Consider the following 18,249-nt stretch of genomic DNA (forward strand, 5'->3'; position numbering starts at 1 on the left):
ATTTTTTGCAGGTTTAGTTGAGGTCCGCCATGGCGAATGATTCTGGCAATACTGGCTGGTTCCGTATTTTTCAAAACGGCCAGCACTATATGAAGACCTGGCCGAATGACAAACGCCTCGCGCCGATCTTTCCTGAAAATCGCGTATCGAGCGTGACCCGGTTCGCCATCCGCTTTATGCCGCCGCTGGCGGTGTTCACGCTGAGCTGGCAAATCGCCCTGGGCGGGCAGCTGGGTCCGGCGGTCGCCACCGCGCTCTTTGCCTGCAGTCTGCCGATGCAGGGGCTATGGTGGCTGGGCAAACGCTCGGTGACGCCGCTGCCGCCCACGCTGCTGCACTGGTTTCACGAGGTGCGCGCCCGTCTGGAAGAGGCGGGCCAGGCCATTGCGCCGGTTGAGGGCAAGCCGACCTATCAGGCGCTGGCTGACCTGCTGAAGCGGGCATTTAAACAGCTGGATCGCACCTTCCTCGACGATCTTTGATCGACCACCCTTTTCCCGCAGAGAGAATTTGTTGCTCAACCGGGTCTAAATCAAAGAAAAGTGGTGCGGGCATACCCGCATCATTCGCCTTATGCCACTATTTTCCGTCTAATACTTGAGCGGCCTGTCGGCCCAGGAGCCTATGATGGAAATGACCCACGCACAGCGTCTGATTCTCTCTAACCAGTACAAAATGATGACCATGCTGGAGCCTGACAACGCCGAACGCTATCGCCGTTACCAGACCATTATCGAGCGCGGCTATGGGCTGCAGATGCGCGAGCTGGATAAAGAGTTTGGCGAACTGACGGAAGAGACCTGCCGCACCATTATCGACATTATGGAAATGCACCATGCGCTGCATGTCTCCTGGTCGAATCTTGGCGATAAAGGCTCGCTGGACGAGCACCGCCTCGCTTTTCTCGGCTTTGATGCGGCCACCGAAGCGCGCTTCCTCGGCTACGTGCGCTTTATGGTCAATACCGAAGGTCGCTATACTCACTTCGACTCCGGCACGCACGGCTTTAATGCGCAGACGCCAATGTGGGAAAAGTATCGACGCATGCTGGCGGTGTGGCACACTTGTCCACGTCAATATCACCTTAGCGCGACGGAAATCGCGCAGATTATCAATGCCTGACGGGAGTGCCTGTGACCTATAGCGGTTTTTTATTTGATCTGGATGGCACGCTGGTGGATTCGCTGCCTGCGGTAGAGCGCGCATGGAGCAACTGGGGAGCGCGGCACGGCATCGCCGCTGAAGAGATCCTGAGTTTTATTCACGGCAAGCAGGCGATCGCCTCGCTGCGCCATTTTATGGCGGGTCAGCCGGAAGCGGCCATTCAGGCGGAGTTTCGCGCGCTGGAGCAAAATGAAGCGCAGGATACCGACGGCGTACGGGCGCTGCCGGGCGCGCACGCGCTGCTGACGCGGCTGGACGCGCTGCAGATCCCCTGGGCTATCGTGACCTCCGGCTCGGTGCCGGTGGCGCACGCGCGTCACAAGGCCGCCGGACTGCCGCTGCCGTCGGTCTTTATCACCGCTGAACAGGTAGAGCAGGGCAAGCCGGCGCCCGATCCCTATCTGCTTGGCGCGGAGAAACTGGGGCTGGCGGCGGAAAGCTGCGTGGTGGTCGAGGACGCGCCTGCCGGCATTCTCTCTGGCCTGAACGCCCGCTGCGCGGTCATCGCGCTTAACGCGCCCGCCGATACGCCGCGCCTGGGGGAAACCCTGATGCAGCTTCGCTCGCTGGCGTCGCTGCGGGTGACGCCGCAGGCTGAAGGCGGCTTTTCTCTGCAGCGGGAAGAGTGAGGCGCCGCCGCGTTACAGCGGCGACTCCTGTGAGATCTCATCCAGCGACAGGCTAAAGCTGGGAATAAATACCTCGACGAAGTAGTCCATCTCCGGCGAACGGCGCTGCTGCAGGGTTTTCTCCAGACGCGCCTTGGCCAGCAGGAACTCATTGTTGCCTGCAGATAACTCTTCAAGGCATTTCAGGTAGGCGCAGAGCGCGTCCGCCTGCTTCACCACCGACTGCTCCTCTTCGCTGTGCTGATGTTCGTCAAGCAGCGGGCGGTAAACCTCCTGCAGCTCCTCCGGCAGCATCTCGATCAGCTTCTGCTGGGCGATTTTTTCGATCTTTTTATACTCGTGGGCAATTTGCGCATTGTAATACTTCACCGGCGTCGGTAGATCGCCGGTGAGGACTTCGCTGGCGTCATGGTAGAGCGCCAGCATCGCAATGCGATCGGCGTTGAGCGTGCCGCTGAATTTTTTGTTTTTAATTACGGCGAGCGCATGCGCCACCATTGCGACCTGCAGGCTATGCTCCGACACGTTTTCGGTCCGCACGTTACGCATCAGCGGCCAGCGGTTGATCAGTTTAAGGCGGGAAAGATGGGCGAAAAAGTGGCTTCGGGTCATGCGTTATCCTGTCAGCAACGGGGGAAGCGTCACGCCTCCCCAAATGCTGTCAGTATACGCGGCAGGTTTTACTGACGATAGCCTTGCAGGAAACGGTCGAACTTGCCGATCGCCATCTCCAGATCGTCGACGCGCGGCAGCGTTACGATGCGCACATGGTCCGGCCACGGCCAGTTAAAGGCGGAGCCCTGAACCAGCAGCACCTTCTCCTGCAGCAGAAAGTCCAGCACCATCTTCTGGTCGTCGTGAATGTTGAACTTCTTCGCGTCGATACGCGGGAACATATAGAGCGCGCCGTTCGGCTTCACGCAGCTGACGCCGGGAATATCGTTGATCAGCTCCCATGCGCGCTGGCGCTGCTCATAGAGACGGCCGCCCGGCGCGATAAATTCGCTGATGCTCTGATAGCCACCCAGCGCGGTCTGAATAGCGTGCTGCGCCGGCACGTTGGCGCACAGACGCATCGAGGCCAGCATCTCCAGCCCTTCGATATAGCCTTTCGCGTGTTTCTTCGGCCCGTTAAGCACCATCCAGCCCTGACGGAAGCCCGCCACGCGGTAGGTTTTGGAGAGGCCGTTAAAGGTAACGGTCAGCAGATCGGGCGCCAGCGCGGCGATCGAGTGGTGCTGCGACGCGTCATAAAGGATCTTGTCGTAGATTTCGTCGGCGAAAATGATCAGGTTATGCTGACGCGCGATCTCGACGATCTCCAGCAGCAGCGCTTTACTGTAGACCGCACCGGTGGGATTGTTCGGGTTAATGATCACGATGCCGCGGGTGCGCGGCGTGATTTTGCTGCGAATATCGTCAAGATCCGGGAACCAGTCAGACGACTCGTCGCACAGATAGTGCACCGCCTTGCCGCTGGAAAGCGACACCGCCGCCGTCCAGAGCGGATAGTCGGGCGCGGGCACCAGCATTTCGTCGCCGCTGTTCAGCAGCGCCTGCATCGCCTGCACGATCAGCTCGGAAACGCCGTTGCCGATATAGATATCTTCCACCGTGACGTCGCGCATATCGCGCGCCTGGTAGTGCTGCATAATGGCTTTACGCGCCGAGTAGAGCCCTTTGGAGTCGCAGTAGCCCTGCGCGCTCGGCAGGTTACGGATTACATCGACCAGAATCTCGTCAGGCGCTTCAAAACCGAAAGGCGCCGGGTTGCCGATATTGAGCTTGAGAACTTTGTTGCCTTCTTCTTCGAGACGTTTAGCCTCTTTAAGTACCGGCCCGCGAATGTCGTAACAGACGTTTTCCAGCTTGCCGGATTTATCAATTTGAAAAGTCATTATTAATCGCCTTTATGGGCAGAATCCTTTTACTGCCGCAGAATCAAACCAGCACAATGTACTCTCCTCAATGCGACAAAAGAAGGGCAGCGGCAGGTTTTGGCGTCTTTGCCATCTTTTTGCGGCCCTGATGGCGTAAAGCCTAATTTCTTTGCAATTAACTGGTTAAAGAGGCTGATTTTTGGCGTGCAGGCAATATTTTTCACTGGAATACGCCTTTTTGAGTGTAAACGGCGCTGTCCGGCGGCCAGAGAAACGAATGAGAAGTTTCTGGCTGAAAGATGAGCAGGTGAGCAGTTAGATGAATCAGGAAATAGTTAAGCTATTTTATACGAATGTTTAAAAAAACAGCCGAGGCGATCGTCCAGTAAGCCAACCGGCAAACGATTGCGCCCGCCGGGGCGGCTTAGCGGCTCTGAATAGCCGGAAAAGTTCCCTGTGCGAAAGGGCCACTCCATACCCGATAAAAGGTATTTAAGGCGTATCTTCTCACTTTATCTCGACTTTCAGATACGGGTCGGTTAAAAAGTGGGCAGCGATGTGCCAGGATGGCCCTGAAATGCGATCTGGTCAAAAATTACGATGCTTTTCACAAAATCATTTCCATTTTGAAGTTAAAAATGATTAAGTATAATTTATTATTTGTCGCATTTAGCTGCTACGCAATTCATAATCCTGTAGTCGGCTTTTTCCGTCCGCTGTAGGTACGGAACCCTAGACACCAACGCAGCTTCCTGCAATTGCGCTCCCGCGCTGTCGGTCCAGAAGTTGTTTCTGTCTACTCAACGCTGCTTTCTCGCTACTTCGGGATGCGCGTTTGTCGGTATACGTCTGACACGAATTTCTTTGGCGGTCTCACACAGGACCGGCAATGAGCATAATTACCACTTATCTCTTTGATAAGTAGCGTAATAACACCAGGGTAGTAGTTTTTTAAAAATCTTATAAGTGAAGAAAACATGACTAATGCAAATCGTCCGATACTGAATCTCGACCTCGATCTGCTGAGAACGTTTGTGGCCGTTGCGGACCTGAATACGTTTGCGGCGGCCGCTGCCGCTGTGTGCCGAACCCAGTCGGCCGTCAGCCAGCAGATGCAGCGTCTGGAGCAATTGGTAGGTAAAGAGCTGTTTGCCAGACATGGACGTAATAAATTATTAACCGAACACGGTATTCAGCTTTTAGGCTACGCCAGGAAAATTTTGCGCTTCAACGACGAGGCCTGCACATCGCTGATGTACAGCAACATTCAGGGCGTGCTGACTATCGGCGCCTCAGATGATACCTCTGATACTATCCTGCCGTTCCTGCTTAACCGCGTGACCTCGGTCTATCCGAAGCTGGCGATCGACGTCCGGGTAAAACGTAACCCCTTTATGATGGAGATGCTGAACCAGGGCGAAGTGGATCTGGTTGTAACCACCTCCAGTCCTGGCAGCTTTACCCATCAGGTGCTGCGCACGTCGCCGACGCTGTGGTACTGCGCGGCGGACTATATCTTTCAGCGCGGCGAAGCAATTCCACTGGTGCTGCTGGACGAACCCAGCCCGTATCGCGATATGGCGATCGATCACCTCAATGAAGCGGGCATTCCGTGGCGCATCTCCTACGTCGCCTCTACCCTGGCTGCAGTGCGCGCCGCGGTAAAAGCGGGTCTGGGCGTGACGACACGTCCGGTTGAGATGATGAGTCCAGAACTGCGCGTGATGGGTGCGGCGGAAGGGCTGCCGGTGCTGCCGGATACGCAGTATCTGCTGTGCCGCAATCCAGACAGCGATAACGAGCTGGCGCTGGCGATTTTCAACGCCATGCAGTCCACCAACGATCCCTACAACCTGAGCGCCAATCCGGATGGGACGCTGTTGCTGGATGATGAGGAGTAAGCGGCAGAGGCTGCTGTTCAACTCACTTTCTTCCGCCTGCCAGTTGTTAAAACTGTAATAAAAAAGCCCTTCGTTATGCTTTTGCATCGAAGGGCTTTTTTTATCCCCTTAACGCACCCTTTTTCTCGCCGTTATCTCACACAAGCTCTCTGCGTCCGTTAACCAAAGCAAAGCGCTATTCCGTTCTGAGCAAAGATGAAATTCTCTTTCTGAAGATGTGAAAACTCTGTTCCGTATTTAGGCAACATTTGCTGAAAAAAAGGACAAAAAGGCCAGTTTTGTGTCCTGGATCAAAAAAATACCCCTGACAAGGGGAAGGAAAAAGCGCAAAAGCCTGCCAGAATACGTTGGTAAAATGCACGATCCATGCATTTGAATTCACGCGACATTCTAAAAGACCATACAGACTGAAGCGATTTAGCTGGCAACGCGCGCATCATATGTTAAAATTTTGATGCGCGTGTAAAATAATGTTTGGATACTTTTGTCAAAGTTGACAAAAGGTTATAGAAAGGAGTAAAAAACCCCATAAAATTGCTGCCTAATTGATAATGACAGCATAATTTATAAGGTTTTTTTCCTTCCCTTGAATCGATGTGGTGCGTTTGCTGCAAGTGACCCGCGCAGGATGCCATCGCCACTTTTGATGAGTAAGCAAAGAGTATGTCAACAGCCACCGAAGTCGTCGCTCATCACTGGGCGTTTATCATATTTGTCATTATCGCTTTCGGCCTTTGCGCCTTTATGCTTACCGGAGGATGGCTCTTAGGCGGCCGCGCCCGCGCCCGTCATAAAGAGACCCCGTTTGAATCCGGTATCGAATCCGTTGGCGACACCCATATCCGTCTCTCGGCGAAGTTCTATCTCGTCGCGATGTTCTTCGTCATCTTCGACGTAGAAGCGCTCTTTTTATACGCATGGGCGACCTCAATCCGCGAAAGCGGCTGGGTCGGCTTTGTGGAAGCCGCAATTTTCATTTTGGTGCTCCTGGCGGGGCTGGTCTATCTGGTGCGTATCGGCGCGCTGGACTGGGCGCCTGCACGTCGTCGCGTGGTGGTCAAATCCAGCCCGATCGGTCACACCAACCCTCATAAGCAGTAAAAGCGAGGCAATCTGATGGACTATACGCTCACCCGCATAGACCCCAACGGTGGTGAGAACGACCGTTATCCTCTGCAAAAACAGGAGATCGTTACCGATCCCCTTGAGCAGCACGTTCATCGCAGCGTCTACATGGGCAAGCTCGAGCATGCCCTGCATGACATGGTGAACTGGGGCCGTAAGAACTCCCTGTGGCCCTATAACTTTGGTTTGTCCTGCTGCTACGTAGAGATGACCACCTCCTTTACCGCCGTGCACGACGTTGCGCGTTTCGGTGCGGAAGTGATGCGCGCCTCGCCGCGTCAGGCGGACTTTATGGTTATCGCCGGAACGCCTTTTACCAAAATGGCGCCGGTGATTCAGCGTCTCTATGACCAGATGCTGGAGCCGAAGTGGGTGATTTCGATGGGTGCCTGCGCCAACTCCGGCGGCATGTACGACATCTACTCCGTGGTGCAGGGCGTGGACAAATTCCTGCCGGTTGACGTCTATATCCCTGGCTGCCCGCCGCGCCCGGAAGCCTATATGCAGGCGCTGCTGCTGCTGCGCGAGTCGATTGGCAAAGAGCGCCGTCCGCTGTCGTGGGTTGTCGGCGATCAGGGCGTCTACCGCGCCAATATGCAGTCGGAACGTGAAAGAAAACGCGGTGAGCGCATCGCCGTAACCACTCTTCGCGCCCCTGACGAAGTGTAAGAACACCGTACATGGATGGATTCCACGCCCGCAGCAAAACATGACAATTTAATGCGCGGCCCATCCTGACGCCTTCTTTTGAGTGCCTGGCGACAGGCCGGAATGGTGAGTAACGTATGACAGATTTAACCACGCACGATCTCGCTCAGCCTGCATGGCAAACCCGGGATCACCTGGATGACCCGGTGATCGGCGAGCTGCGTAACCGTTTTGGGCCGGATGCCTTTACCGTTCAGCCAACCCGCACCGGCATTCCTGTGGTCTGGGTAAAGCGCGAACAGCTGCTGGAGATTGTGACCTTCCTGCGTAAACTGCCGAAGCCGTACATCATGCTGTATGACCTGCATGGTATGGACGAGCGTTTACGTACCCACCGCGCCGGTCTGCCTGCCGCGGATTTTTCTGTTTTCTATCATTTTCTGTCAATCGAGCGTAACCGCGACATCATGCTCAAGGTAGCGCTGGCGGAAAACGATCTGCATCTGCCGACGCTGACGAAAATCTTCCCGAACGCCAACTGGTACGAGCGCGAAACCTGGGAGATGTTCGGCGTAACCTTCGACGGCCACCCGCACCTGACGCGCATCATGATGCCGCAGACCTGGGAAGGCCATCCGCTGCGTAAAGATTACCCGGCGCGCGCGACAGAGTTCGATCCCTTTACGCTGACCAAGCAGAAAGAAGACCTGGAGATGGAGGCGCTGACGTTCAAACCCGAAGACTGGGGCATGAAGCGCAGCACCAACAGCGAGGACTTTATGTTCCTCAACCTGGGCCCGAACCACCCGTCGGCGCACGGTGCTTTCCGTATCATCCTGCAGCTGGATGGCGAAGAGATCGTCGACTGCGTGCCGGATATCGGCTATCACCACCGCGGCGCAGAGAAGATGGGCGAGCGCCAGTCGTGGCACAGCTACATCCCCTATACCGACCGCGTGGAGTATCTCGGCGGCTGCGTTAACGAGATGCCTTACGTGCTGGCGGTAGAAAAGCTGGCTGGCATTGTGGTGCCGGATCGCGTCAACGTAATTCGCGTCATGCTCTCCGAGCTGTTCCGCATCAACAGCCATCTGCTCTATATCTCAACCTTTATTCAGGACGTCGGCGCGATGACGCCGGTGTTCTTTGCCTTTACCGATCGCCAGAAGATTTATGACGTGGTCGAAGCCATTACCGGCTTCCGTATGCACCCGGCCTGGTTCCGCATCGGCGGCGTGGCGCACGATCTGCCGAAGGGCTGGGAGCGCCTGCTGCGCGACTTCCTCGACTGGATGCCGAAGCGTCTGAAAGAGTATGACAAGGCCGCGCTGCGCAACAGCGTGCTGGTGGGCCGTTCCAAAGGCGTCGCCGCCTATAACATGGACGAGGCGCTGGCCTGGGGCACCACCGGCGCCGCGCTGCGCGCCACCGGGCTGGACTTCGACGTGCGTAAATGGCGTCCGTACTCAGGTTATGAAAACTTCGATTTTGAGATCCCGGTCGGCGCTGGCATCAGCGACGCCTATACCCGCGTACAGCTGAAGATGGAAGAGATGTGGCAGTCGCTGCGCATTCTTGAGCAGTGCCTGAACAATATGCCGGAAGGGCCGTTTAAAGCGGATCACCCGCTGACTACGCCGCCGCCGAAAGAGCGTACGCTGCAGCATATCGAAACGCTGATCACGCACTTCCTGCAGGTCTCATGGGGTCCGGTGATGCCGGCCAATGAATCCTTCCAGATGATTGAGGCGACCAAAGGAATCAACAGCTACTACCTGACCAGCGACGGCAGCACCATGAGCTACCGCACCCGCGTGCGTACGCCGAGCTTCCCGCACCTGCAGCAGATCCCGTCGGTGATCCGCGGCAGCCTGGTATCCGACCTGATCGTTTACCTCGGTAGTATCGATTTTGTTATGTCAGACGTGGACCGCTAATTATGCACGATCAAAAAATTGCCATTCATACGATCGACCCAACTGAGGTCTTCGTGCTGAGCGCGGAAGAGCATCACGCCATCGAGCACGAGAAACACCACTATGAAGATGCGCGCGCGGCGTCAATTGAAGCGCTGAAGATCGTGCAGAAGCAGCGCGGCTGGGTGCCAGACGGTGCCATCAACGCCATCGCCGAGGTGCTGGGCATTCCGGCCAGCGACGTTGAAGGGGTCGCCACCTTCTACAGCCAGATTTTCCGCCAGCCGGTTGGCCGTCACGTTATCCGCTATTGCGACAGCGTTGTGTGCCATATCACCGGCTATCAGGGCATTCAGGCGGCGCTGGAGCAGAATCTCAACATCAAGCCCGGCCAGACCACGGCGGACGGTCGCTTTACGCTGCTGCCCACCTGCTGCCTGGGCAACTGCGACAAAGGCCCGACCATGATGGTGGATGAAGATACCCACGTTCATCTGACGCCGGAAGGCATCGCCTCGCTACTGGAGCAGTATCAATGACCATCAAACAGATCATTCGTACTGCGGAAACGCACCCGCTGACCTGGCGCATGCGCGATGACAAGCAGCCGGTATGGTTCGAAGAGTACCGCAGCAAAAACGGCTATGCCGGCGCGGAAAAAGCGCTGAAAGGCATGGCACCGGACGAGATTGTTGCGGCAGTTAAAGATTCCGGCCTGAAAGGGCGCGGCGGCGCGGGCTTCTCCACCGGTCTTAAGTGGAGCCTGATGCCGAAAGATGAGTCCATGAACATCCGTTACCTGCTGTGTAACGCCGATGAAATGGAGCCGGGCACCTATAAAGACCGCCTGCTGATGGAGCAGATGCCGCACCAGCTGGTGGAAGGCATGCTGATCAGCGCCTTCGCCCTGAAAGCCTATCGCGGCTATATCTTCCTGCGCGGCGAATATATCGAGGCGGCGGTCAACCTGCGTCGCGCCATCGCGGAAGCGACCGAAGCGGGCTTCCTCGGCAAGAACATTCTCGGCACCGGCTTTGACTTTGAGCTGATTGTCCACACCGGCGCTGGCCGCTATATCTGCGGCGAAGAGACGGCGCTGATCAACTCGCTGGAAGGGCGTCGCGCCAATCCGCGCTCCAAGCCTCCATTCCCGGCGAGCGCGGGCGCGTGGGGCAAGCCGACCTGCGTTAACAACGTAGAGACGCTCTCGAACGTTCCGGCGATCCTGGCGAACGGCGTCGAGTGGTACAAAGGCCTGTCGAAAAGCGAAGATGCCGGCACCAAGATGATGGGCTTCTCTGGCCGCGTGAAAAACCCAGGGGTGTGGGAACTGCCGTTCGGCATCACCGCACGCGAGATTCTGGAAGATTACGCTGGCGGGATGCGCGACGGTCTGCGCTTTAAAGCCTGGCAGCCGGGCGGCGCGGGCACCGACTTCCTCACCGAGCAGCATCTCGATCTGCCGATGGAATTTGCCAGCATTGGCAAAGCGGGCAGCCGTCTCGGCACGGCGCTGGCAATGGCGGTGGATCACGAGATCAATATGGTGTCGCTGGTGCGTAACCTTGAAGAGTTCTTCGCGCGCGAATCCTGCGGCTGGTGTACGCCGTGCCGCGACGGCCTGCCGTGGAGCGTGAAGATCCTGCGCGCGCTGGAGCAGGGCAAAGGTCAGCCGGGCGATATCGAAACCCTGCTGCAGCTTTGCCGCCAGCTCGGCCCAGGTAAAACCTTTTGCGCCCACGCGCCTGGCGCGGTGGAACCGCTGCAGAGCGCGATTAAATATTTCCGTGAAGAGTTTGAAGCCGGCATGGCACCGCAGGTGTTTGGCAATACGCGCGCGATTAGCGGTATTCAGCCTAACCTGCTGAAAGCGCGCTGGTAATTCGCCGCAGCACACGGAACCGGCTCTGCGCCGCAGCCCCCTGACCGGGGCGAGAATATGATTAACGCTCGTCTCTGACGAGCCTTACGGAAGCATGTTCACTATGGCTACAATCCATGTAGACGGTAAAGAATATGATGTGAACGGGGCGGACAACCTGCTGCAGGCGTGTCTCTCTCTGGGCCTTGATATTCCTTATTTTTGCTGGCATCCGGCGCTGGGAAGCGTTGGGGCTTGCCGCCAGTGCGCGGTGAAGCAATTCCAGAACGCCGAGGATACCCGCGGCCGTCTCGTCATGTCCTGCATGACGCCGGCCTCCGACGGCACCTTTATCTCCATTGACGACAGCGAAGCGAAAGAGTTTCGCGAAAGCGTGGTGGAGTGGCTGATGACCAACCACCCGCACGACTGCCCGGTGTGCGAAGAGGGCGGCAACTGTCACCTGCAGGATATGACGGTAATGACCGGTCATAGCTTCCGCCGCTACCGCTTTACTAAACGCACCCACCAGAATCAGGATCTCGGCCCGTTCATCTCTCATGAAATGAACCGCTGTATCGCCTGCTACCGCTGCGTGCGTTACTACAAAGATTATGCCGACGGTAAAGATCTGGGCGTCTACGGCGCGCACGACAACGTCTACTTCGGCCGTCCGGAAGAGGGCACGCTGGAGAGCGAATTCTCCGGCAACCTGGTGGAGATCTGCCCGACCGGCGTCTTCACCGATAAAACCCACTCCGAACGCTACAACCGTAAATGGGATATGCAGTTCGCGCCGAGCATCTGTCAGCAGTGCAGCGTCGGCTGTAACACCAGCCCGGGCGAGCGCTACGGCGAACTGCGTCGTATCGAAAACCGCTACAACGGCACGGTTAACCACTACTTCCTCTGCGACCGCGGTCGTTTCGGCTACGGCTACGTCAACCGTCAGGATCGCCCACGTCACCCGGCGCTGCTGCGCGGCAACGACTGGGTGCAGCTGAATGCAGAGCAGGCGGTTAACGCGGCGGCTGACGTTCTGCGTCAGGCGAAGCGCGCGATCGGCATCGGCTCTCCGCGCGCCAGCGTTGAGAGCAACTTTGCGCTGCGCGAGTTGGTTGGCGCGGAAAACTTCTCTACCGGCATGCCGGCGGGAGAACAGGCGCGCCTGGAGCTGATGCTGAAAGTGCTGCGCGAAAGCGGCATCTATACGCCGTCGCTGCGTGAAATGGAAAGCTACGACGCGGTGCTGGTGCTGGGCGAAGATCTGACCCAGGTCGGCGCGCGCGTGGCGCTCTCGGTGCGACAGGCGGTAAAAGGCAAAGCGCGCGACATGGCCGCGGCGCAGAAAGTCGCCGACTGGCAGATCGCCGCGATTATGAATATCGGTCAGCACGCCAAACATCCGCTGTTCGTCACTCACGTCGATGAGACGCGACTCGACGATATCGCCGCGTGGAGCTATCGCGCCCCGGTGGAAGATCAGGCGCGTCTCGGCTTCGCTATCGCCAGCGCGCTGGATGAAAGTGCGCCAGCGGTCAGCGATTTTGACAGCAGCCTGAACGGCAAGCTGGACGTGGTGGTGCAGGCGCTCGCCGGTGCGAAAAAACCGCTGATTATTTCCGGCACCCACTCGGGCAGCACGGCGATGATCGAAGCGGCGGCTAACGTGGCGAAAGCGCTGAAAGCGCGCGGCGCGGACGTCGGCATCACGCTGCTGGCCAGTGCGGCCAACAGCATGGGCCTGGGCCTGATGGGCGGCAACACCCTCGACAGCGCGCTGGAACAGCTGCGAAGCGGCGAAGCGGATACGGTGGTGGTGCTGGAGAACGATCTCTACCGTCACGCGCCGAAGGCGCTGGTGGATGCGGCGCTGGCTAACGCCACCAATGTGATTGTGGTCGATCATCAGCGCACCGCCACGCTGGAGAAAGCGGGCCTTGTGCTCTCTACCGCCAGCTTTGCCGAAAGTGACGGCACCTCGATTAACCATGAAGGCCGCGCGCAGCGCTTCTTCCAGGTTTACGATCCCGCCTACTACGACAACAGCATCGTGATGCTGGAGAGCTGGCGCTGGCTGCACTCGCTGCACAGCACGCTGGAGAGCCGTCATCCCGACTGGACGCAGCTCGATCACGTTATCGACGCCGTGGTAGCGAAGCTGCCGCAGCTGAAAGGCATTAAAGAGGCGGCGCCGGACGCCAGCTTCCGTATCCGTGGGCAAAAACTGGCGCGTTCGCCAATTCGCTCCAGCGGACGCACCGCCGCGCGCGCCAATATCAGCGTGCACGAGCCGCGTCAGCCGCAGGATCGGGACACGATGTTCGCCTTCTCCATGGAAGGGAACAACCAGCCGAGCGCGCCGCGTTCGCAAATTCCGTTCGCCTGGGCGCCAGGCTGGAACTCCCCGCAGGCGTGGAACAAGTTCCAGGCTGAAGTGGGCGGCAAGCTGCGCAACGGCGATCCCGGCGTGCGTCTGTTTGAGGCGGGCGACGCGTCGCTGCCGTGGTTCACCGAGGTACCAGCCGCGTTTATCAGCGGCGATCGCTGGCGCGTAGCGCCTTGCTACCAGCTGTTTGGCAGCGAGGAGATGTCTCAGCGTTCCCCGGTATTCCAGAAGCGCATGCCGCAGCCGATGCTGGTCATCAACCAGCAGGACGCGGCGAAGCTGGGCGTAAACGAAGGCGCGGCGGTGGAGTTCAGCTGTTCGGGCGAGACCCTGCGTCTGCCGGTGCGCATCTCCAGCGCGCTGCAGCCGGGCCAGATTGGCCTGCCGCTGGGTATGCCGGGCGTGCCGCCGTTCCTGGCGGGCGCGCACATTGACAAACTGCAGGAGGCGGCGCAATGAGCTGGTTAACACCGGACGTTATCGACATCATTCTGACCGTGGTCAAAGCGATTGTCATTCTGCTGGTCGTGGTGGCGTGCGGCGCCTTTATGAGCTTCGCCGAACGTCGACTGCTCGGGCTGTGGCAGAACCGCTACGGGCCGAACCGCGTAGGCTGGGGCGGTTCGCTCCAGCTGGCAGCGGACATGATCAAAATGTTCTTTAAAGAGGACTGGGTTCCGCCCTTTACCGACCGCTTTATCTTTACCCTGGCGCCGGTCATTGCCTTCGTTTCCCTGCTGCTGGCGTTCGCCATCGTGCCGGTGTCGCCGAGCTGGATGGTGACCGACCTTAACATCGGGCTGCTCTTCTTCCTGATGATGGCGGGTCTGGCTGTCTATGCGGTGCTGTTCGCCGGCTGGTCGAGTAACAACAAATACTCGCTGCTGGGCGCGATGCGCGCTTCCGCGCAGACGCTGAGCTACGAAGTCTTTCTCGGCCTGTCGCTGATGGGCGTAGTGGCACAGGCGGGCTCGTTCAATATGACCGCTATCGTTGAGAGCCAGACGCATCTGTGGAACATCATCCCGCAGTTCTTCGGCTTCCTGACCTTCTGTATCGCAGGCGTAGCGGTGTGTCACCGTCATCCATTCGATCAGCCGGAAGCGGAGCAGGAGCTGGCGGACGGCTATCACATCGAATATGCCGGTATGAAGTTCGGCCTGTTCTTCGTCGGCGAGTATGTGGCTATCACCACCGTCTCGGCGCTGATTGTGACGCTGTTCTTCGGTGGCTGGCAGGGGCCGTTCCTGCCGCCTTTCATCTGGTTCGCCCTGAAAACGGCGTTCTTTATGGTGATGTTTATCCTGATTCGTGCTGCGCTCCCGCGTCCACGCTATGACCAGGTGCTGTCGTTCGGCTGGAAAGTCTGTCTGCCGTTGACGCTGTTGAACCTGCTGGCGACCGCCGCAGTGATTCTGTACAACGCGCAGTAAGAGGTGTTGAGATGACTTTAAAAGATATTGTCGTTGGCTTCGGCACGACAGTGCGCAGTATCTGGATGATTGGCATGCATGCCTTCGCCAAACGCGAAACTCAGATGTACCCGGAAGAGCCGGTCTATTTGCCGCCGCGCTACCGCGGACGCATCGTGCTGACGCGCGATCCCGACGGCGAAGAGCGCTGCGTCGCCTGTAACCTCTGCGCGGTGGCCTGTCCGGTCAGCTGCATCTCGCTGCAGAAAGCAGAGACCAAAGATGGCCGCTGGTACCCGGAGTTCTTCCGCATCAACTTCTCGCGCTGCATCTTCTGCGGGATGTGCGAAGAGGCCTGCCCGACCACCGCGATCCAGCTGACGCCCGACTTCGAGCTGGGCGAATTCAAACGCCAGGATCTGGTGTATGAAAAAGAGGATCTGCTGATCTCCGGTACGGGCAAATACCACGAGTACAACTTCTACCGCATGGCAGGTATGGCGATCGAAGGGAAAGAGAAGGGCGACGCCGAAAACGAAGCCAAACCCATCGACGTCAAAGGCTTGTTACCTTAAGGAGCCCGGCATGGAAATTGCGTTTTATCTTTGCGGACTGGTGGCGGTGCTGACGACGCTGCGCGTCATTACCCACACCAATCCGGTACATGCGCTGCTGTACCTGATCGTGTCGCTGCTCTCCGTCGCGGGCGTCTTCTTTTCGCTCGGCGCCTATTTCGCCGGCGCGCTGGAGATCATTGTTTACGCCGGTGCCATTATGGTGCTGTTCGTCTTCGTCGTGATGATGCTTAACATGGGCAACGCCACGGTGAAGCAGGAGCGCGACTGGCTGCAGCCGTCGCTTTGGATTGGTCCGGGCATCGTCTCTCTGCTGCTGCTGGTGGTTATGGTTTACGCCATTCTGACCGCCAACGATCAGGGCATCGACGGCACGGTTATCGACGCCAAAGCGGTAGGCATCAGCCTGTTCGGTCCTTATGTTCTGGCGGTTGAGCTCGCCTCAATGCTGCTGCTGGCAGGGCTGGTGGTCGCGTTCCACGTCGGACGCGAAGAGCGTCAGGGCGAAGTGCTGAGCAACCGTGACGCCAATAAGGAGGAGCACGCATGATCCCGTTACAACACGGCTTAATTCTTGCCGCCGTGCTGTTTGTCCTTGGACTGACATCACTGGTGATGCGCCGCAACCTGCTGTTTATGCTGATCGGCCTTGAGATTATGATCAACGCGGCCGCGCTGGCGCTGGTGGTAGCAGGCAGCTACTGGGGACAGGCGGATGGGCAGGTGATGTATATCCTGGCGATCAGCCTGGCGGCGGCGGAAGCCAGCATTGGCCTGGCGCTGCTGCTCCAGCTCTATCGTCGTCGTCAGACGCTGAACATTGATACTGTGAGCGAGATGCGCGGATGAATCTTCTCTACTTAACAATCCTGTTTCCGCTAATCGGCTTCCTGCTGTTGGCGTTTTCGCGTGGTCGCTGGTCGGAGAACCTGTCGGCCGCAATCGGTATGGGCTCAGTGGGTCTGGCGGCGCTGGTGACGCTTTATGTCGGCATCGACTTTTTCGCCAACGGCCAGCAGCCCTTTAGCCAGGCGCTCTGGACCTGGATGCAGGTCGGCAACTTCGACATTAAAGTCAATCTGACGCTGGACGGCCTCTCTCTTACCATGCTGTCGGTGGTGACCGGCGTCGGCTTCCTGATCCATATGTTCGCCTCCTGGTATATGCGCGGTGAAGAGGGCTATTCCCGCTTCTTCGCCTACACCAACCTGTTCATCGCGAGCATGGTGGTGCTGGTGCTGGCCGACAACCTGATGCTGATGTATCTGGGCTGGGAAGGGGTAGGGCTCTGCTCCTATCTGCTGATCGGCTTCTACTACAGCAATCCGGAAAACGGCAAGGCGGCGATGAAGGCCTTTATCATCACCCGCGTCGGTGACGTCTTTCTCGCCTTTGCGCTGTTTATCCTCTACAACGAACTGGGCACGCTCAACTTCCGCGAGATGATGGAACTGGCGCCGCAGCACTTTGCGGCGGACAACCATATGCTGCAGTGGGCGACGCTGATGCTGCTGGGCGGCGCGGTAGGTAAATCGGCGCAGCTGCCGCTGCAAACCTGGCTGGCGGACGCGATGGCCGGTCCGACGCCGGTATCGGCGCTGATCCACGCCGCGACCATGGTAACGGCAGGCGTCTATCTGATCGCCCGCACCCATGGCCTGTTCCTGCTGACGCCGGATGTGCTGCATCTGGTGGGTATCGTCGGCGCGGTTACGCTGGTGCTGGCGGGCTTCGCCGCGCTGGTACAGACCGATATCAAGCGCGTGCTCGCCTACTCGACCATGAGCCAGATCGGCTATATGTTCCTGGCGCTCGGCGTACAGGCGTGGGACGCAGCGATTTTCCACCTGATGACGCACGCGTTCTTTAAAGCGCTGCTGTTCCTCTCCTCTGGTTCGGTGATCCTCGCCTGCCATCACGAGCAGAACATCTTTAAAATGGGCGGCCTGCGTAAAAGCATTCCGCTGGTCTATGTCTGCTTCCTGGTGGGCGGCGCCGCGCTGGCTGCGCTGCCGCTGATTACGGCAGGCTTCTACAGTAAAGATGAGATTCTGTTTGGCGCGCTGGCGAACGGCCACATCAACCTGATGGTGGCGGGCCTGGTGGGCGCCTTCCTGACCTCGATCTATACCTTCCGCATGATCTTTATCGTGTTCCACGGTAAAGAGCAGATTCACGCCCATGCGGGTAAAGGCATTACTCATCATCTGCCGCTGATTGTGCTGCTGGTGCTGTCGACCTTTGTTGGCGCGCTGATTACGCCACCGCTGGCGGGCGTGCTGCCGCACAGCGAAACCGGCGAAGCGGGCAAGGTCGGACTGGAGATCGCCTCCGGCGTGGTCGCCGTAGTGGGCATTCTGATCGCCGCCGCGCTCTGGCTGGGCAAACGCCAGCTGGTGAGCCGCGTCGCCAGCAGCGCCCCGGGCCGCTTCTTCGGCACCTGGTGGTTCGCCGCATGGGGCTTCGACTGGCTCTATGACAAAGTGTTCGTCAAACCCTATCTCGGTATCGCCTGGCTGCTGCAGCGCGACCCGCTGAATGCGTTGATGAATCTGCCTGCGCTGGTGTCGCGTATCGGCAATAAAGGCCTGGTGGTCAGCGAAAACGGCTATCTGCGCTGGTATGTCGCCTCAATGAGCATCGGCGCCGTGGTGGTGCTGGCGCTGATGCTGGTGGTTTAAGGTTGATGAGCGGGGCGGCTCGGCGAGTCGCCCCAGGTCAAGAATGTTAAAAATTGCCCATTATGAGG

The 18,249-nt window shown here is 58.2% G+C and carries 18 protein-coding genes; 15 read left to right on the forward strand and 3 right to left on the reverse strand.

All coding sequences use genetic code 11. From position 1 onward, the window contains the following. Positions 1–29: 29 nt before the first annotated feature. The 3 genes from yfbV to LB453_RS08605 all read left to right on the forward strand — a co-directional run bounded on the left by yfbV (position 30) and on the right by LB453_RS08605 (position 1,793). Positions 30–482 (forward strand): terminus macrodomain insulation protein YfbV, encoded by a 453-nt coding sequence (gene yfbV, locus LB453_RS08595; RefSeq protein WP_033750506.1) that lies wholly within the window; start codon positions 30–32, stop codon positions 480–482. Between the two features lie 145 nt (positions 483–627). After that, positions 628–1,122, forward strand: coding sequence for a YfbU family protein (locus LB453_RS08600; RefSeq protein WP_224481687.1), 495 nt, complete (start codon positions 628–630; stop codon positions 1,120–1,122). Positions 1,123–1,133: 11 nt separating this feature from the next. After that, positions 1,134–1,793, forward strand: coding sequence for a sugar phosphatase (locus LB453_RS08605; RefSeq protein WP_103794160.1), 660 nt, complete (start codon positions 1,134–1,136; stop codon positions 1,791–1,793). A gap of 12 nt (positions 1,794–1,805) precedes the next feature. Here LB453_RS08605 and yfbR read toward each other — a convergent pair whose 3' ends face one another. From yfbR to LB453_RS08620, 3 genes are all read right to left on the reverse strand, one after another. Then, complete coding sequence (gene yfbR / locus LB453_RS08610) at positions 1,806–2,405, reverse strand: 5'-deoxynucleotidase (RefSeq protein WP_103794159.1); 600 nt, start codon at positions 2,403–2,405, stop codon at positions 1,806–1,808. 68 nt (positions 2,406–2,473) lie between these two features. Beyond that, entirely contained in the window at positions 2,474–3,691 is a 1,218-nt protein-coding gene (locus LB453_RS08615; protein ID WP_103794158.1) for a pyridoxal phosphate-dependent aminotransferase, read from the reverse strand. Between the two features lie 29 nt (positions 3,692–3,720). Beyond that, positions 3,721–3,897, reverse strand: a complete 177-nt coding sequence (locus LB453_RS08620; protein WP_158253380.1) for a hypothetical protein — start codon at positions 3,895–3,897, stop codon at positions 3,721–3,723. Between the two features lie 753 nt (positions 3,898–4,650). On the opposite strand from LB453_RS08620, the gene lrhA reads away from it, so the two are divergent. The 12 genes from lrhA to nuoL all read left to right on the forward strand — a co-directional run bounded on the left by lrhA (position 4,651) and on the right by nuoL (position 18,181). Then, a complete protein-coding gene (gene lrhA / locus LB453_RS08625; protein ID WP_224481688.1) occupies positions 4,651–5,574 on the forward strand; it encodes a transcriptional regulator LrhA in 924 nt (307 codons plus the stop codon). A 663-nt stretch (positions 5,575–6,237) separates the two neighbouring features. Next, positions 6,238–6,675: an NADH-quinone oxidoreductase subunit A gene (locus tag LB453_RS08630; protein ID WP_033750490.1), complete on the forward strand. Its 438-nt coding sequence runs from the start codon at positions 6,238–6,240 to the stop codon at positions 6,673–6,675. A 15-nt stretch (positions 6,676–6,690) separates the two neighbouring features. Beyond that, a complete protein-coding gene (locus tag LB453_RS08635; RefSeq protein ID WP_103794157.1) occupies positions 6,691–7,368 on the forward strand; it encodes a NuoB/complex I 20 kDa subunit family protein in 678 nt (225 codons plus the stop codon). Positions 7,369–7,484: 116 nt separating this feature from the next. Further along, the gene (gene nuoC / locus LB453_RS08640; RefSeq protein WP_103794156.1) at positions 7,485–9,284 is read left to right on the forward strand and encodes an NADH-quinone oxidoreductase subunit C/D; all 1,800 of its coding nucleotides are present in this window, start codon (positions 7,485–7,487) and stop codon (positions 9,282–9,284) included. A 2-nt stretch (positions 9,285–9,286) separates the two neighbouring features. Further along, entirely contained in the window at positions 9,287–9,802 is a 516-nt protein-coding gene (nuoE, locus tag LB453_RS08645; protein ID WP_081140392.1) for an NADH-quinone oxidoreductase subunit NuoE, read from the forward strand. 2 nt (positions 9,803–9,804) lie between these two features. Next, on the forward strand, positions 9,805–11,145 hold the full coding sequence (gene nuoF, locus LB453_RS08650; RefSeq protein ID WP_199187289.1) for an NADH-quinone oxidoreductase subunit NuoF: 1,341 nt from the start codon (positions 9,805–9,807) through the stop codon (positions 11,143–11,145). Positions 11,146–11,248: 103 nt separating this feature from the next. Then, positions 11,249–13,972 (forward strand): NADH-quinone oxidoreductase subunit NuoG, encoded by a 2,724-nt coding sequence (gene nuoG, locus LB453_RS08655; RefSeq protein ID WP_103794154.1) that lies wholly within the window; start codon positions 11,249–11,251, stop codon positions 13,970–13,972. Beyond that, positions 13,969–14,946, forward strand: a complete 978-nt coding sequence (gene nuoH / locus LB453_RS08660; RefSeq protein ID WP_103794153.1) for an NADH-quinone oxidoreductase subunit NuoH — start codon at positions 13,969–13,971, stop codon at positions 14,944–14,946. The genes nuoG and nuoH overlap by 4 nt, the downstream gene beginning before the upstream one ends. Before the next feature lie 11 nt (positions 14,947–14,957). Beyond that, entirely contained in the window at positions 14,958–15,500 is a 543-nt protein-coding gene (nuoI, locus tag LB453_RS08665) for an NADH-quinone oxidoreductase subunit NuoI (protein WP_103794152.1), read from the forward strand. Between the two features lie 10 nt (positions 15,501–15,510). Beyond that, positions 15,511–16,050 (forward strand): NADH-quinone oxidoreductase subunit J, encoded by a 540-nt coding sequence (gene nuoJ / locus LB453_RS08670; RefSeq protein ID WP_103794151.1) that lies wholly within the window; start codon positions 15,511–15,513, stop codon positions 16,048–16,050. Next, positions 16,047–16,349 carry an NADH-quinone oxidoreductase subunit NuoK gene (nuoK, locus tag LB453_RS08675; RefSeq protein WP_103794150.1) on the forward strand — a complete coding sequence of 101 codons (303 nt, stop codon included), beginning with the start codon at positions 16,047–16,049 and terminating at the stop codon, positions 16,347–16,349. Before nuoJ ends, nuoK begins: the two co-directional genes overlap by 4 nt. Further along, positions 16,346–18,181 carry an NADH-quinone oxidoreductase subunit L gene (nuoL, locus tag LB453_RS08680; RefSeq protein ID WP_103794149.1) on the forward strand — a complete coding sequence of 612 codons (1,836 nt, stop codon included), beginning with the start codon at positions 16,346–16,348 and terminating at the stop codon, positions 18,179–18,181. Before nuoK ends, nuoL begins: the two co-directional genes overlap by 4 nt. Positions 18,182–18,249: the final 68 nt, after the last annotated feature.

Origin of the sequence: Pantoea agglomerans, from assembly GCF_020149765.1 — a bacterium.
Lineage (GTDB): Bacteria > Pseudomonadota > Gammaproteobacteria > Enterobacterales > Enterobacteriaceae > Pantoea > Pantoea alvi.

What these genes read in the sequence shown, in the direction of transcription:
- yfbV (WP_033750506.1), top strand. Translation starts at nt 30, where the DNA reads ATGGCGAATGATTCTGGCAATACTGGCTGGTTCCGTATTTTTCAAAAC.
- LB453_RS08600 (WP_224481687.1), top strand. Translation starts at nt 628, where the DNA reads ATGGAAATGACCCACGCACAGCGTCTGATTCTCTCTAACCAGTACAAA.
- yfbR (WP_103794159.1), bottom strand. Translation starts at nt 2,405, where the DNA reads ATGACCCGAAGCCACTTTTTCGCCCATCTTTCCCGCCTTAAACTGATC.
- LB453_RS08615 (WP_103794158.1), bottom strand. Translation starts at nt 3,691, where the DNA reads ATGACTTTTCAAATTGATAAATCCGGCAAGCTGGAAAACGTCTGTTAC.
- lrhA (WP_224481688.1), top strand. Translation starts at nt 4,651, where the DNA reads ATGACTAATGCAAATCGTCCGATACTGAATCTCGACCTCGATCTGCTG.
- LB453_RS08630 (WP_033750490.1), top strand. Translation starts at nt 6,238, where the DNA reads ATGTCAACAGCCACCGAAGTCGTCGCTCATCACTGGGCGTTTATCATA.
- LB453_RS08635 (WP_103794157.1), top strand. Translation starts at nt 6,691, where the DNA reads ATGGACTATACGCTCACCCGCATAGACCCCAACGGTGGTGAGAACGAC.
- nuoC (WP_103794156.1), top strand. Translation starts at nt 7,485, where the DNA reads ATGACAGATTTAACCACGCACGATCTCGCTCAGCCTGCATGGCAAACC.
- nuoE (WP_081140392.1), top strand. Translation starts at nt 9,287, where the DNA reads ATGCACGATCAAAAAATTGCCATTCATACGATCGACCCAACTGAGGTC.
- nuoG (WP_103794154.1), top strand. Translation starts at nt 11,249, where the DNA reads ATGGCTACAATCCATGTAGACGGTAAAGAATATGATGTGAACGGGGCG.
- nuoH (WP_103794153.1), top strand. Translation starts at nt 13,969, where the DNA reads ATGAGCTGGTTAACACCGGACGTTATCGACATCATTCTGACCGTGGTC.
- nuoI (WP_103794152.1), top strand. Translation starts at nt 14,958, where the DNA reads ATGACTTTAAAAGATATTGTCGTTGGCTTCGGCACGACAGTGCGCAGT.
- nuoJ (WP_103794151.1), top strand. Translation starts at nt 15,511, where the DNA reads ATGGAAATTGCGTTTTATCTTTGCGGACTGGTGGCGGTGCTGACGACG.
- nuoK (WP_103794150.1), top strand. Translation starts at nt 16,047, where the DNA reads ATGATCCCGTTACAACACGGCTTAATTCTTGCCGCCGTGCTGTTTGTC.
- nuoL (WP_103794149.1), top strand. Translation starts at nt 16,346, where the DNA reads ATGAATCTTCTCTACTTAACAATCCTGTTTCCGCTAATCGGCTTCCTG.